The organism is Pseudomonas cucumis (genome assembly GCF_030687935.1).
Classification (GTDB): Bacteria; Pseudomonadota; Gammaproteobacteria; order Pseudomonadales; family Pseudomonadaceae; genus Aquipseudomonas; species Aquipseudomonas cucumis.
The window spans coordinates 2,043,640-2,058,617 of the sequence record NZ_CP117454.1; the positions used below are offsets into that span (position 1 = coordinate 2,043,640).

Annotated in this window: 9 protein-coding genes and 1 other RNA gene; 8 read left to right on the top strand and 2 right to left on the bottom strand. The window is 59.6% G+C overall.

Annotated features, from left to right (window positions below; translation table 11 throughout):
• The first annotated feature begins 2 nt into the window (after positions 1–2).
• The 5 genes from smc (at position 3) to ffs (ending at position 8,706) form a co-directional block, all read left to right on the top strand.
• Positions 3–3,491: a chromosome segregation protein SMC gene (gene smc / locus PSH97_RS09330; RefSeq protein ID WP_305448941.1), complete on the top strand. Its 3,489-nt coding sequence runs from the start codon at positions 3–5 to the stop codon at positions 3,489–3,491.
• A gap of 259 nt (positions 3,492–3,750) precedes the next feature.
• On the top strand, positions 3,751–4,599 hold the full coding sequence (zipA, locus tag PSH97_RS09335) for a cell division protein ZipA (RefSeq protein WP_305448942.1): 849 nt from the start codon (positions 3,751–3,753) through the stop codon (positions 4,597–4,599).
• A 105-nt stretch (positions 4,600–4,704) separates the two neighbouring features.
• A complete protein-coding gene (ligA, locus tag PSH97_RS09340; RefSeq protein ID WP_305448943.1) occupies positions 4,705–7,062 on the top strand; it encodes an NAD-dependent DNA ligase LigA in 2,358 nt (785 codons plus the stop codon).
• A 193-nt stretch (positions 7,063–7,255) separates the two neighbouring features.
• On the top strand, positions 7,256–8,419 hold the full coding sequence (locus PSH97_RS09345; protein WP_305448944.1) for a zinc-binding metallopeptidase family protein: 1,164 nt from the start codon (positions 7,256–7,258) through the stop codon (positions 8,417–8,419).
• 190 nt (positions 8,420–8,609) lie between these two features.
• Positions 8,610–8,706: signal recognition particle sRNA small type (gene ffs / locus PSH97_RS09350), an RNA gene on the top strand.
• 166 nt (positions 8,707–8,872) lie between these two features.
• Here the strand turns inward: ffs and PSH97_RS09355 are convergent.
• On the bottom strand, positions 8,873–9,199 hold the full coding sequence (locus PSH97_RS09355) for a helix-turn-helix domain-containing protein (protein WP_305448945.1): 327 nt from the start codon (positions 9,197–9,199) through the stop codon (positions 8,873–8,875).
• Positions 9,200–9,597: 398 nt separating this feature from the next.
• On the opposite strand from PSH97_RS09355, the gene PSH97_RS09360 reads away from it, so the two are divergent.
• Positions 9,598–11,298 carry a putative bifunctional diguanylate cyclase/phosphodiesterase gene (locus PSH97_RS09360; protein WP_305448946.1) on the top strand — a complete coding sequence of 567 codons (1,701 nt, stop codon included), beginning with the start codon at positions 9,598–9,600 and terminating at the stop codon, positions 11,296–11,298.
• Positions 11,299–11,313: 15 nt separating this feature from the next.
• On the opposite strand, the gene PSH97_RS09365 is transcribed toward PSH97_RS09360, so the two are convergent.
• A complete protein-coding gene (locus PSH97_RS09365; RefSeq protein ID WP_305448947.1) occupies positions 11,314–12,063 on the bottom strand; it encodes a substrate-binding periplasmic protein in 750 nt (249 codons plus the stop codon).
• Positions 12,064–12,206: 143 nt separating this feature from the next.
• Between PSH97_RS09365 and dnaX the strand changes: the two genes are divergently transcribed.
• Both dnaX and PSH97_RS09375 read left to right on the top strand, forming a co-directional pair.
• Positions 12,207–14,315: a DNA polymerase III subunit gamma/tau gene (gene dnaX / locus PSH97_RS09370; RefSeq protein ID WP_305448948.1), complete on the top strand. Its 2,109-nt coding sequence runs from the start codon at positions 12,207–12,209 to the stop codon at positions 14,313–14,315.
• Between the two features lie 67 nt (positions 14,316–14,382).
• The gene (locus PSH97_RS09375; RefSeq protein WP_007905413.1) at positions 14,383–14,721 is read left to right on the top strand and encodes a YbaB/EbfC family nucleoid-associated protein; all 339 of its coding nucleotides are present in this window, start codon (positions 14,383–14,385) and stop codon (positions 14,719–14,721) included.
• Positions 14,722–14,978: the final 257 nt, after the last annotated feature.

Here is a 14,978-nt window from a genome sequence, read left to right on the forward strand (position 1 = left end):
GCGTGCGGCTCAAGTGCATCAAACTGGCGGGGTTCAAATCCTTCGTCGATCCGACCACGGTAAACTTCCCCAGTAACATGGCGGCGGTGGTCGGACCCAATGGTTGCGGCAAGTCGAACATCATCGACGCCGTGCGTTGGGTGATGGGCGAGAGCTCGGCCAAGAACTTGCGCGGCGAGTCGATGACCGACGTCATCTTCAATGGCTCGACCAGCCGTAAACCGGTGAGTCAGGCCAGCATTGAGCTGGTGTTCGATAACTCCGACGGCACCCTGCTCGGCGAATGGGCCGCCTATGCGGAAATTTCCATTCGCCGCAAAGTGACCCGCGACAGTCAGACCACCTACTACCTCAACGGCGCCAAATGCCGTCGCCGAGACATCACCGACATCTTTCTGGGCACCGGCCTCGGCCCGCGCAGCTATTCGATTATCGAGCAGGGGATGATCTCCAAGCTGATCGAGTCCAAGCCTGAAGACCTGCGCAACTTCATCGAAGAAGCGGCCGGTATTTCCAAGTACAAGGAGCGTCGGCGCGAGACTGAAAACCGTATCCGCCGCACCCACGAAAACCTTGCCCGCCTGACCGACCTGCGCGAAGAGCTCGAGCGTCAGCTTGAACGCTTGCACCGCCAGGCCGAGGCCGCCAAGAAGTATCAGGAATACAAAGGCGAAGAGCGTCAGCTCAAGGCCCAGCTGTCGGCCCTGCGCTGGCAGGCGTTGAACGAACAGGTCGGCCAGCGCGAGTCGATCATCGGTACGCAGGAAGTCACCTTCGAAGCCCTGGTGGCCGAGCAACGCAATGCTGACGCGGCCATCGAACGCCTGCGCGACGGTCATCACGATCTGTCCGAACGCTTCAATTTGGTGCAAGGGCGTTTCTATTCGGTCGGCGGTGATATTGCCCGGGTCGAACAGAGCATCCAGCACGGTCAGCAGCGTTTGCGTCAGTTGCAGGACGACCTGAAGGAAGCCGAACGCGCGCGGCTGGAAACCGAGTCGCACTTGGGCCACGACCGCACCTTGCTGCTGACCTTGGGCGAAGAGCTGGACATGCTCACGCCGGAACAGGAAGTCACCAGCGCCGCCGCCGAAGAAGCCGCTGCCGCGCTCGAAGAATCCGAAACCACCATGCATGCCTGGCAGGAGCAGTGGGACACCTTCAACCTCACCGCCGCCGAGCCACGCCGTCAGTCTGAAGTTCAACAATCACGGATCCAGCAGCTGGAAACCAGCATGGAGCGTTTGGCCGATCGCCAGAAGCGTCTTGGCGAAGAACGTGCGTTGCTGTCAGCGGATCCCGAAGACGCGGCGATCAGAGAGCTCAGCGAGCAGTTGGCCGCGTCCGAGGCCACGCTCGAAGACTTGCAGGCCAGTGAAGAAGCACAAGTCGAACGCCTCGAGCAACTGCGTCAGGAGTTGCAGCAAGCGCTTTCGGCCCAGCAGCAAGCCCAAGGTGATTTGCAGCGGCTCAACGGTCGACTGGCGTCGTTGGAAGCCTTGCAGCAAGCCGCGCTCGATCCCGGTACCGGCACTGCCGAATGGCTGCGCGAACAGCATCTGGCGGATCGTCCGCGTCTGGCCGAAGGCCTGAAGGTCGAGGCCGGTTGGGAACTGGCGGTGGAAACCGTGCTCGGTGCCGACCTGCAAGCGGTGCTGGTGGATGACTTCGGTGATTTCGATCTGGCCGGGTTTGCCCAAGGCGATTTGCGCCTGCTCAGCCCGGCCGTCGATGGCGTGCGCATGCCTGGCAGTTTGCTCGACAAGGTCGAGGCGCAGATTGATTTGTCGCCATGGCTGGGGCAGGTCAAACCGGTCGACAGCCTTGAGCAAGCCTTGGTCTTGCGTGGGCAATTGGCCGCCGGGCAAAGCCTGATCAGTCGCGACGGTTACTGGGTCGGTCGACACTTTTTGCGTGTGCGCCGGGCCAGCGAAGCGGAAAGCGGTGTACTCGCCCGTGGCCAGGAAATCCAGCGTTTGGGCCTTGAGCGCGAAGAGCGCGAAGCCACGGTCGAAACCCTGGAAACCCAACTTCAGAATCTCAGGGCGCAACAGCGCCAGCAGGAAAACGGCCGCGAACATTTGCGCCGTTTGCTGCAAGACGAAGCGCGTCAGCAAGGCGAATTGAAAGCCCAGCTGTCCGCCGGCAAAGCCAAGGTCGAGCAGTTGACTCTGCGCCGTACCCGTCTCGATGAAGAACTTACCGAGTTGACCGAACAGCGCGCCCTGGAACACGAAAACATCGGCGAAGCGCGCCTGCAATTGCAGGAGGCCCTCGACAGCATGGCGCTGGACACCGAGCAGCGCGAGCTGCTGCTGGCCCAGCGCGACAGCTTGCGCGAACGTCTCGATCGGGTGCGTCAGGAAGCCCGACAGCACAAGGATCATGCGCATCAATTGGCGGTGCGCCTCGGTTCGCTGAAGGCGCAACACGATTCCACTCGTCAGGCCCTTGAGCGTTTGGAAATGCAGTCCGAGCGCCTGACCGAAAAGCGCGAACAACTCAGTCTCAATCTGGAAGAGGGCGAGGCACCGCTGGAAGAGCTGCGGCTGAAGCTCGAAGAGCTGCTCGACAAGCGCATGACGGTTGACGAAGAACTCAAGACCGCGCAAATCGCCATGGAAGACGCCGACCGCGAACTGCGCGATGCCGAAAAACGCCGGACCCAGGCTGAGCAGCAATCCCAGTTGATTCGCAGCCAACTCGAACAGCAGCGCATGGAATGGCAAGCGTTGACGGTGCGACGCAAGACCCTGCAGGATCAATTGCTCGAGGACGGCTACGATCTCAACGGCGTGCTCGCCACGCTGCTGGCCGGCGCCAACGAGAAAGACGCCGAAGAAGAGCTCGAGCGCATTGCCGCGCGGATTCAGCGCCTCGGCGCGATCAACCTCGCGGCCATCGATGAATACCAGCAACAATCGGAGCGCAAACGTTATCTGGACGCTCAGAATGACGATCTGGTGGAAGCGCTGGATACGCTCGAGAACGTGATTCGCAAGATCGACAAGGAAACCCGAAACCGTTTCAAAGATACCTTTGATCAGATCAATGGCGGTTTACAGGCCCTTTTCCCAAAAGTTTTCGGCGGAGGACGCGCGTATTTGGAACTGACGGGCGAAGATCTACTCGATACAGGGGTAACGATCATGGCGCAGCCGCCAGGAAAGAAGAACAGCACCATCCATTTGCTCTCCGGTGGCGAAAAAGCCCTGACCGCATTGGCCCTGGTATTTGCCATCTTCAAGTTGAACCCGGCGCCGTTCTGCATGCTCGATGAGGTTGACGCGCCATTGGATGACGCTAACGTTGGACGCTACGCACGGCTGGTCAAAGAAATGTCGCAGTCGGTGCAGTTCATCTACATCACCCACAACAAGATCGCCATGGAAATGGCCGATCAATTGATGGGGGTGACGATGCACGAACCCGGTTGCTCGCGTCTGGTGGCAGTGGATGTGGAGGAGGCGATGGCCATGGTGGACGCCTGAGTCATTGCGTGTAGGGCAAGTAATTTTTGAGCTGTAGGGCTTTTTACCTGCCTTGACTTGCTGGCCAATCGACACAATTCGCGCAAGCCACTGTGACAGACGGTGTAAAGTTGCCTTTGGTCGTGCTAGTTTAATGTCAATTTTTCGTATACGTGGGCAAAACGCCTGTCAGAACATAGAGTTGGCGCCACGTTTTAAAGCGGTTTGCACAATGTAAACCCCTTATTTTTCAGCATTTTTTATAGAGGCACGGGATTACATGGAAATCGGTCTGCGCGAGTGGCTGATCGTCATCGGCATTATTGTCATTGCCGGTATTCTTTTCGATGGCTGGCGTCGCATGCGCGGCGGCAAGGGAAAACTGAAATTCCGTCTTGACCGAAGTTTGTCCAATCTGCCGGACGAGGACACCAGCGCCGAGCTGTTGGGCCCGCCCCGGGTACTGGATACCCATAAAGAACCGCAATTGGATGAGCACGATCTGCCGTCGGTGAGCATGCCTGCCCGTGAACCTCGCGAGTCGGGTTCCAAGCGCGGCAAGCGTGGCCATGGCGAGCCGTCGCAAGGCGATATGAACCTCAGCCTGGACCTGGACGGCGGCCCGAGCTTCAGCAGCCGTGACGATTTCCCGGATGACACCAAGTCCGCCAGCCCTGCCGACAAAGAGCAGCCACAAGCCGAAGAAGTGCTGGTAATCAGCGTGATCTGCCGCGACCCGGCCGGCTTCAAGGGCCCGGCGCTGTTGCAGAACATTCTGGAAAGCGGTCTGCGTTTCGGCGAGATGGACATTTTCCACCGCCACGAAAGCATGGCTGGTAACGGCGAAGTGCTGTTCTCGATGGCCAACGCGGTCAAGCCGGGCGTCTTCGATCTGGACGATATCGATCATTTCAGCACTCCGGCGGTGAGCTTCTTCCTCGGTCTGCCAGGCCCGCGTCATCCGAAGCAAGCCTTCGACGTGATGGTGGCGGCGGCGCGTAAACTGTCTCAGGAGCTGAACGGCGAGCTGAAAGACGACCAGCGCAGCGTGCTGACCGCCCAGACGATTGAGCACTACCGTCAGCGTATCGTCGAGTTTGAACGCCGCGCATTGACCCAGAAGCGTTGATCTGTAGGAGCCAGGTTTGCCGTACCGCTGGCTCCTACAATGATTTGTACAGCATCAACAGATTGAGCAGCCTCGGCTGCTCTTTTGCTTTATGAGAGAACACCCATGACTGCCGCCGAAACCCGCATTCTAGAGCTGCGCGCCGAGCTCGATCAGCACAACTATCGCTATCACGTGCTGGATGAACCGAGCATTCCGGACGCCGAATACGATCGCTTGTTCCATGAGCTCAAGGCGCTCGAAGCAGCCCATCCCGAACTGATCACCAGTGACTCGCCGACCCAGCGTGTCGGTAGTGCGGCGCTGTCAGCGTTCACCCAGGTGCGTCATGAAGTGCCGATGCTCAGCCTTGGCAACGCCTTCGAAGAAACCGACATGCGCGAGTTCGATCGCCGGGTGACGGAAGGGCTGGACCTGCCGGTCGGCGACCTGTTCGGCGCCGGCGCAGCGGTGGAATACAGCTGCGAACCCAAGCTCGATGGCCTGGCGGTCAGCCTGCTGTATCAGGACGGTATGCTGGTGCGCGGCGCCACTCGCGGCGATGGCACCACGGGCGAAGACATCAGCGTCAACGTGCGCACCGTGCGCAATATCCCGCTCAAGCTGCATGGCAGCGGCTGGCCGGCGACCCTGGAGGTGCGCGGCGAAGTGTTCATGTCCAAGGCCGGTTTCGAGCGGCTCAACGCCACGCAACTGGAAATGGGCGGCAAGACCTTCGCCAACCCGCGTAACGCAGCGGCAGGTAGCTTGCGGCAGCTGGATTCAAAGATCACCGCCAACCGTCCGCTGGAATTCTGCTGCTACGGCATCGGCCAGATTTCTGCGGATATCGCCGACACGCACATTGGCAATCTGCAGCAACTCAAAGCCTGGGGTATGCCGATCAGTCATGAGTTGAAATCGGCTCGTGGCATCGATGAGTGCCTGGATTACTACCGCGACATCGGCGAACGCCGCAATGCGCTGCCCTATGAAATCGACGGCGTGGTGTTCAAGGTCAACAGCATTGCCTCCCAGCGCGAGTTGGGTTTCCGTGCCCGCGAACCGCGTTGGGCCATCGCGCATAAATTCCCGGCGATGGAAGAACTCACCGAGTTGCTCGATGTGGAGTTTCAGGTCGGTCGCACCGGTGCCGTGACGCCGGTGGCACGCTTGAAACCGGTCAAGGTCGCGGGGGTCACCGTGGCCAACGCGACCCTGCACAACATGGATGAAGTCGCGCGCCTGGGCCTGATGATCGGCGACACGGTCATCATCCGTCGTGCCGGTGATGTGATTCCGCAAGTGGTGCAAGTGGTTGCCGGACGCCGTCCGGAGAATGCCCGGCCGGTGCAGATTCCCCAGCAGTGCCCGGTATGTGGCTCCCATGTCGAGCGCACGCAACTGGTCAAGCGCAGCAAGGGTCGTGAGACCATCAGCGAAGGCGCGGTGTATCGCTGCGTCGGCCGTCTGGCCTGTGGCGCGCAACTCAAGCAAGCAATCATTCACTTCGTATCGCGCCGCGCCATGGACATCGAAGGGCTGGGCGAGAAGAGCGTCGAGCAATTGGTGGATGAAGGCCTGGTGAGTTCGCCGGCCGATCTCTATGCCCTGACGTTCGAGCAGATCGTCGATCTGGAAGGCTTTGCCGAACTGTCGAGCAAGAACCTGCTCGGCGCTATCGAAGACAGCAAGCAGCCGAGCCTGGCGCGGTTCATCTACGCCTTGGGCATTCCCGATGTCGGCGAAGAGACGGCCAAGGTCCTCGCGCGTTCTCTCGGCTCGCTGGAGCGGGTTCAGCAAGCATTGCCGCACGTACTCACGTACTTGCCGGATGTCGGGCTGGAAGTGGCTCACGAGATTCACAGCTTCTTTGAAGATGCGCATAACCGGCAGGTGATCAAGGATCTGCTCAAGCATGGCTTGCAGATTCAGGATCAGGGCGAGCTGGGTGCCGAATTTTCCGCCAGTACCACGCTGGGCGGCTTCCTCGACAAGTTGCACATCCCTTCGGTCGGGCCGGGCGGGGCGCAGAAGCTCGCCGACAAATTCGGCTCGCTTGAAGCGGTGATGAATGCAGATTGGCTGGACATGCGTCAGGCGTTGCCGGAGAAACAGGCGACCTCGGTTCGGGAATTCTTTGCAGTGACGCAAAACCGTCAACTCGCCGAGGCGGCCGAAAAGCAGCTGAGCGATTTCGGCATGCATTGGCAGAGCGAGAAGAAAGTTGTCGAAGGATTGCCGCTGGCCGGGCAGACCTGGGTGTTGACCGGATCGCTGGAACTGATGAGTCGCGATATCGCCAAGGACAAGCTTGAAAGCCTCGGGGCCAAGGTGGCCGGTTCGGTGTCGGCCAAGACCCATTGCGTGGTCGCGGGACCGGGTGCGGGTTCGAAGTTGACCAAGGCCAATGAGCTGGGGTTGAAGGTGTTGGATGAAGAGGCGTTTGTCGAGTTTCTGAAGAAGCACGGTATCGACGTTTAAAATCGCCAAGATCGCAGTCTTCGGCAGCGCCTACACCTGTTGATCGTTCCCACGCTCTGCGTAGTAACGCATCCCGTGACGCTCTGCGTCACAACGGACGCGGAGCGTCCGGGGCGGCATTCCCACGCAGAGCGTGGGAACGATCACGGTACAAGAATGATCTAGTCTTCGCAGGCCCCAGGGAGAGATCGCCATGTACCGCTTTTTCGAACAGCTCAGTTCACGCATCGCCGCGCCCTTCATGGGTGAGCGTTCGCGCAACAGCAAGGTCTGGCATTGCCGCTGCGGGCAGTCGCTGTTCTTTCGCAACAGTCAGTGCCTGGCCTGTTCGGCGGCGCTGGGCTATCAGCCGCAGCAGAGTCGCTTGTCTTCGCTGCAACCCGGCCCGCAAGCGGATACCTGGTTGCTCGATGCCGATCCTGACGCCGGTGTGTTCCGCCGCTGCGCCAATCTCGACTCTCCGGCCGCATGCAACTGGCTGCTGCCAGCCAATGATCACGATGCGTTGTGCATCGCCTGTAGCCTGAATCGCACCATCCCCGACCTGTCGATCCCCGAGAACCATGAGCGCTGGCGCAAAGTGGAAACCGCCAAGCGTCGTCTGGTGGGGCAGCTGATCAGTCTGGGCTTGCCAGTCATTCCGAAATCCATGGGCGAAGACATCGGTCTGGCTTTCGATTTCATCGGTATCGATCTCGAAGGCAAATCGCCGACAACCGGGCATGCCAACGGTCTGATCACCCTCGATATCAAGGAGGCCGACGACGCCCATCGCGAACAGGTTCGCGTGCAGATGCACGAACCTTATCGCACGCTGCTCGGGCATTTTCGTCACGAAGTAGGGCATTACTACTGGGACCGTTTGGTCGCCAACAGTCATTGGCTGGAACCGTTCCGCGGCCTGTTCGGCGACGAGCGTGAAAGTTACGCCGAGGCGCTAGAGCGGCATTATCAGCAAGGCGCTCCGCTCGACTGGCAACAACATTACGTCAGCGCCTACGCCACCATGCACCCTTGGGAGGACTGGGCCGAAACCTGGGCTCACTACCTACATATGATGGATGCGGTGGACACTGCCCTGGGGTTCGGCATGAGTGCCCGGGAAATGGACTTCGATTACCAGCCGTTTCCACCCAGCACGCTATTCGACCCGCAGCACCCCGGCGGCCCGGCGTTCCTGTCGTTCGTCAACGCATGGATCGAACTGGCCGGCATGCTCAACGAGTTGTCACGCAGCATGGGTCAGCCGGATTTCTATCCGTTCGTCCTGCCGCCGGCGGTGATTGCCAAGCTGCACTTCATTCATCTGGTGATCCAGCAGGAAGGCGGAAGGGCGGATGAGGTGTTGGCGCAATAGGATCAAAAGATCGCAGGCTGCGGCAGCTCCTACGCGCCTGTGGGCGCCGCCGCAGGCTGCGATCTTTTAAAGGCCGGCGCATGTCCTTGAAGCAGCTCATATTTTTTAATCCGCCCGAACGGTTGTAACTTCGTCTCAGATAGGTACAATGGCGCGGCTCGCCGTCAGGTGAGCGTCGTTATGGTGACCCCATCGGTCCCCCCGCAACGATCAGCCGTGAACCCGGTCAGGCCTGGAAGGGAGCAGCCGCAGCGGTGACATTGTGTGCCGGGGTGTGGCTGGTGGGGTTGCCTCCATAACGCAGCACGACCCTCTTTCGTGTTTTCTTTTTAAAAATACTGTTTTTGTTTTCCCTGCCATGGAGCTCATCCAGGGCGGTGTTTCGTCGTTTCCGAATTAAAGAAATAAAAAAGGAGGCCGATCTGTCGCATTCGACAGATCGGCCTCTTTTTTTCATTTACTGGCACTAGGCTTGGACAAGGCCTGGTCAACCGCTGCGATCAGCTTTCCCAGATCCTTCGGGGTGGCTTTGTATACGACGCTGAACAGGTACGCGCGCTGTTCATCTTCGTCTTCCAGATCTGCGAAAAAGGCTTTCAGCTTCACGCCCAGCACGTCGGCAAGCAAAAACAATGCTTCCACGCTGGGGGTATAGGTGCCGGTTTCGAAGCGACTGATGGTTTTGGGGTCAAAACCGGTTTTTTCGCCGAGTTCAGCCTGAGTAAGCCCTGCGACCTTACGGTAGCGTCGGATGGCCGGACCCAAACTTGAAATTTGCATCGCTCAATTCCCATTTAGAATCAAGAACTTAACGATAGATTTTTGCATTAGGCAACTGCATGATCCATCACCTTGCTTTGCAAAATGTGATGCATTTCGTAGAATCGCCGCTTCGAAGGGTTTTGGGTGATCTGCTTTCTGAAGTTTAGGCGATATGAAACAGCCAGCATTGCGTTCCCTGCCGGGTATACGCAAAGGCCGCTGGCGGTCTGAAGCCTTGCGAAATATTACCAGAGTCGGTGTTGTTACTTTGCCCTGGATCTTAGGCGGTCCGGGGGGCCATCAAATGCTGTTCATGGAGTGATAACGTGTCTCTGCGCAGTACGTCTCAAAACACCTCTTCCGGGCATCCTGCGCTGGTCGAGCGGTACCACCGCTAGCGACAATGAGCCTGACTCATGGATGAGAAATACCGCAGGGCCGTGGATGCCGCCGCGATTTTTTCCGAGACCGATCTCGACGGCCGGATTACCTACGTCAACGATCAATTCTGCGCCGTGTCCGGCTATAGCCGCGAAGAGCTGTTGGGGCAGAATCATCGCGTGCTGAACTCCGGCTTGCACTCCGCCGATTTTTTCGCCGCCATGTGGCGCACCATCGCCCTGGGCAATATCTGGAAGGGCGAGATCTGTAATCGCGCCAAAGATGGCAGCCTGTATTGGGTCGACAGCACCATGGTGCCGGTGCTCGATGATGCCACCGGGCGCGTTCACCGATACTTGTCGATTCGTTTCGACATCAGCGAAAAACGCCAACTGCTGCAATCCTTGCAATGGCGGGTCGGGCATGACGTGCTGACCGGGCTGCCCAATCGCACGTTCCTCTCGGAGTTGCTGGATCAGGCGCTGGAATTCTCTCGGCATGAAAACATTCCGTTGGCGGTGTGCATGCTTGACCTCGACGGCTTCAAGGCGGTCAACGACGGTTACGGTCACGCCAGTGGCGATATGTTGCTGGTGGAAGTGGCCAAGCGTTTGCGCGACATTGTGCGCGGCGAAGATGTGGTGGCGCGACTGGCCGGTGACGAGTTCGTGCTGGTGCTGCGTTATGTGCGTGATCTGCAGGAGTTGCGCGCGGCGCTGAATCGCGTGCTGGGGGCGATTTCGGCGCCTTACACGCTGCACGGCAAGGACATCAATGTGTTTGCCAGTATCGGCGTCACCCTGTTTCCCCATGACAACGAAGATGCCGAGACCCTGCTGCGTCATGCCGATCAGGCGATGTACGTGGCCAAGCAGAGCGGGAGAAATCGCTTTCATCTATTCGATGTCTCTCGGGATCAGGAGGTCAAGGCCACTCACCAGACCGTCGAACGGGTGCGTCAGGCGCTGGTCGCCGGTGAGTTGCGCCTGCATTTTCAGCCCAAGGTGAACATGCGCCGTGGCGTGGTCGTCGGTTTCGAGGCGTTGTTGCGTTGGGAGCACCCGCAGAATGGCATGGTGCCACCCCGGGAGTTTTTGCCGCTGGTGGAGGATACCGACCTGATCATCGATATTGGTGAATGGGTGATGGACCAGGTTCTGTCGCAGTTGCACCGTTGGCAGCAAGCGGGGCAGGGCTGGCCGGTCAGTATCAACATCGCGGCGCGACATTTTCAGCGCGCTGATTTCGTCGACCGGCTCAGGCATGTACTCGCTCGACATGCCCAGGTCGCCCCCCAGATGCTCGATCTGGAAATCGTCGAGTCGGTGGCGATCGAGAATATCCAGCATGTCAGTGCCTGTTTGCAGGCCTGTCAGGCGTTGGGGGTGCAGTTTTCGCTGGGTGACTTTGGCACCGGTTACTCGTCCCTGAGTTACCTCAAGCGTTTGCGAACCCAAACCATCAAGATCGATAAGTCGTTCGTGCGTGACATTCTGAATGATCGTGACGACCTGGCCCTGACCACGGCGGTGATTGGCCTGGCCCGGGCGTTCGGCCGGCAGGTGATTGCCGAGGGGCTGGAAAGCCTTGAGCACGGCGAATTGCTGTTGAGGCTGGGGTGCGAAGTCGCTCAAGGCTACTTCATCGCTCGCCCGATGCCGCCCGGAGAGGTGCCAGACTGGGTGGCGGGTTTTGTCGCCCCGTCGCAATGGCAGATGCTCGGCCAGACAGCCTGAGCCATCATGCAGCTGCTACTGGTTGGCAGCAGGGTTGCCGGTGTAGAGCCGGATAATGTCATCGATCTCCCCGGACATTTTCATTTGCAGCAATGTGTCCAGAATGCGTTGCACAGGCACCTTGGGGTCGTTGCGCATGTAGCAACCGACGGTTTGTTCGTGTACCAGCGCTACGCTTTGCAGTTGTCGGTCGGGCAGCAGGCGCTGGTTGAACCAGTCCAGGGTCCATTGGCTGCTCACGGCATAGCGGTAGCGTCCGGCCAGGAGTTTATCCAGCACCTGTTCCTGATTGCGCGCGTCATCGCGGTGCAGGCGGTCGGCGTCGAACAGCGGTTGCAGGGTCGGGTAGCTATAGCCGAATACCGTGCCGATCGACTGTTGCGGCAGCTCTGCCGGGTTGACCGTGTCGGGTGAGTCTCCCCGGCCAATCAGCAAGTCGCGCTGAACCAGCAGCGGAGCGCTCCAGATATAGTTGCCGGACAGATTCGGCAGCCAGGATTTTGAGACATAACAGCGCACATCGACTTCGCCGTGTTCCATGGCGTTTTGCACCCGTGCCCGAGGCAAGACATGAAATTGCGCCGGCACGCCGACCTGTGTCGCCAGGCTGAGCATGATGTCGTGCAGAATGCCCTGGGTCGGTCGACCGCGCTCCATCTGCACCATGGGCATGGCCCAGCTGTCAGATACGACAAAGCGCAACGGCGCCTCGGCGGCTGCGACACTCAGGCTGACCAACAGCAGTGCCCCCAAGGCAAAACGCATAAACGCTCCGGTACGGCTCAAACCTGAGCCAATAAAAGCCCTTAAAGTGCAGCTTAGCCAGAATAGACGAGCGCACCGGATGCAATTTTGGCCTTGCTCCGCTAGCATTAGCCGCTTCTGTTCCTTCGTTGCGACGGTTTTCGATGAGTTATCAGGTTCTTGCACGTAAATGGCGTCCGCGCTCGTTCGGCGAAATGGTCGGCCAGACCCATGTGCTCAAGGCTCTGATCAATGCCTTGGACAGCCAACGGCTGCACCACGCGTACCTGTTTACCGGTACCCGCGGGGTCGGCAAGACCACCATCGCGCGGATCATCGCCAAATGCCTGAACTGTGAAACAGGTATCACTTCGACCCCCTGCGGCGAGTGCTCGGTGTGCCGCGAAATCGATGAAGGCCGCTTCGTCGACCTGATCGAGATCGACGCCGCGAGCCGGACCAAGGTCGAAGATACTCGCGAACTGCTCGACAACGTGCAGTACGCACCGAGCCGCGGGCGCTTCAAGGTCTACCTGATCGACGAAGTGCACATGCTCTCCAGCCATTCCTTTAATGCGCTGTTGAAAACCCTTGAAGAGCCGCCGCCCTACGTCAAGTTCATCCTGGCCACCACCGATCCGCAGAAACTTCCTGCAACGATTTTGTCGCGGTGCCTGCAGTTCTCCCTGAAGAACATGACCCCGGAGCGGGTGGTCGAGCATTTGACCCATGTGTTGAGCGTCGAGAACGTGCCGTTCGAAGACGACGCGCTGTGGCTGCTGGGCCGCGCCGCCGACGGCTCGATGCGCGACGCCATGAGCCTGACCGATCAGGCCATTGCTTTCGGTGAAGGCAAGGTCATGGCCGCTGATGTGCGGGCCATGCTCGGTACTTTGGATCATGGTCAGGTCTACGACGTTTTGCATGCGCTGATTGAAGGCGACGCCAAGGCGTTGCTCGAAGCCGTGCGTCATCTGGCCGAGCAAGGCCCGGACTGGAACGGCGTGCTCTCGGAAATTCTCAATGTGCTGCACCGTGTTGCCATCGCTCAGGCCCTGCCCGAAGGTGTCGACAACGGCCATGGCGACCGTGATCGAGTGCTGGCATTGGCCCAGGCATTGCCGGCCGAAGACGTGCAGTTCTATTACCAGATGGGCCTGATCGGGCGCCGGGACTTGCCGCTGGCGCCGGACCCGCGCGGCGGTTTCGAAATGGTCCTGCTGCGAATGCTCGCGTTCCGGCCGGCAGACACCGAGGACGCGCCGAGGCAACCGCTAAAGACAGTGGGGATCAGCCAGGCCACAGTTGATTCCGCAAATTCAGTGGCTGCCGCGCGGGTTGTTGCGCCGGTAGTCGCTACGGCCGTTACACCGGCTCCGGTTGCGCCCGTGGTGGCACCGGCCCCTGTTCCGGTAGCTGCGCCTGAGCCGGTCGCGTCTGTGGCTGTGCCCATCGTCGCGCCTGAGCCCGAGCCTGTTGTCGAGCCCGTAGCGGTCGAAGAGGTCGTCGATCTGCCGTGGAACGACCCGGTAGAACCTGAAGTTGTCCAGCATCCCGCCGTCGAGCCGGTGCTGGAAACGGCTGGCGAACAACCCGAATTGCCACCGATACCCATGCCGACGCCGGACAGTGTGGTGCCGGATGCGCCGGACGCGTCTGAATGGACCGCTGCGCCGATCCTGGAACCGTCCGTGGCCCAAGTCGATGCCGCCACGCCAGGCATGGATCAGGACGATGAGCCGCCGCTGGACGAGGATTACATCGAGCCGGACATGGATTCGGCCTATAGCTATCTCGACGACCTGGCCAGCGAGCACACCGCCGAACCTGCGCCGGAACCCGAACCTGAACCGGCCGCGATGCCGGCCACCGGCCTGGCCCTGCAATGGCTGGAGTTGTTCCCGAAACTGCCGGTGTCCGGCATGACCGCCAGCATCGCCGCCAACTGCACGCTGATCGCCGTCGATGGCGACAATTGGTTGTTGCACCTGGACCCGGCCCACAGTGCCTTGTTCAACGCGACACAACAACGTCGCCTCAACGATGCACTGAACCAGCTCCACGGGCGCACGTTGACCCTGAGCATGGAGCTGATCAAGCCCGAGCAGGAAACCCCGGCTCAGGCCTCATCCCGCCGTCGTGCCAACCGTCAGCGTGAGGCCGAGGAATCGATCCACGGCGATCCGTTCATCCAGCAAATGATGCAGCAGTTCGGGGCGGTGGTCCGTCACGATACTATTGAACCTGTCGAGGCCCTGGTCAGTCAGGACTAATAACTGAAGGCGCTTGGCCGCATTCGCCGGGCGCTGTTTTTATCCAAGTACTTTTGAGGTGATTCCCATGATGAAAGGTGGCATGGCCGGCCTGATGAAGCAGGCGCAGCAGATGCAGGAAAAAATGGCCAAGATGCAGGAAGAGCTGGCCAACGCCGAAGTCACCGGTAAAGCCGGCGGCGATATGGTCACCGTGGTGATGACCGGTCGTCACGACGTCAAGCGTGTGACTATCGACCCAAGCCTGGTCGAAGGCCTGAGCGAAGATGACAAAGAAATGCTGGAGGCGGTATTCGCCGCAGCCGTTAACGACGCCGTACGCAAGATCGAAGCCAACAGCCAGGACAAAATGTCCGGCGTGACCGCTGGCATGCAATTGCCACCGGGTATGAAACTGCCATTCTGATTCGCCAACGCGCGTTGGATGGGAACAAAAAAATGCCAGGCATCGCGCCTGGCATTTTTGTTTCTGTCTGTTGGAAGTGTGATGCCTGTGAGGCAGCCTTCGCGGGCAAGCCCGCTCCCACAGGGATCACCTGAATCCTGTGGGAGCGTGGCTTGCCCGCGATGAAGTCACCTCGGTACAACTGACGAAACTTCGAACCCGGCAGCGCCACAAAGGTCTGCTGCCTATACCGCTGAAATTTATCGATCAAGGAGACG

What these genes read in the sequence shown, in the direction of transcription:
- dnaX (WP_305448948.1), top strand. Translation starts at nt 12,207, where the DNA reads ATGAGTTATCAGGTTCTTGCACGTAAATGGCGTCCGCGCTCGTTCGGC.
- PSH97_RS09355 (WP_305448945.1), bottom strand. Translation starts at nt 9,199, where the DNA reads ATGCAAATTTCAAGTTTGGGTCCGGCCATCCGACGCTACCGTAAGGTC.
- ligA (WP_305448943.1), top strand. Translation starts at nt 4,705, where the DNA reads ATGACTGCCGCCGAAACCCGCATTCTAGAGCTGCGCGCCGAGCTCGAT.
- PSH97_RS09365 (WP_305448947.1), bottom strand. Translation starts at nt 12,063, where the DNA reads ATGCGTTTTGCCTTGGGGGCACTGCTGTTGGTCAGCCTGAGTGTCGCA.
- zipA (WP_305448942.1), top strand. Translation starts at nt 3,751, where the DNA reads ATGGAAATCGGTCTGCGCGAGTGGCTGATCGTCATCGGCATTATTGTC.
- PSH97_RS09345 (WP_305448944.1), top strand. Translation starts at nt 7,256, where the DNA reads ATGTACCGCTTTTTCGAACAGCTCAGTTCACGCATCGCCGCGCCCTTC.
- PSH97_RS09360 (WP_305448946.1), top strand. Translation starts at nt 9,598, where the DNA reads ATGGATGAGAAATACCGCAGGGCCGTGGATGCCGCCGCGATTTTTTCC.
- PSH97_RS09375 (WP_007905413.1), top strand. Translation starts at nt 14,383, where the DNA reads ATGATGAAAGGTGGCATGGCCGGCCTGATGAAGCAGGCGCAGCAGATG.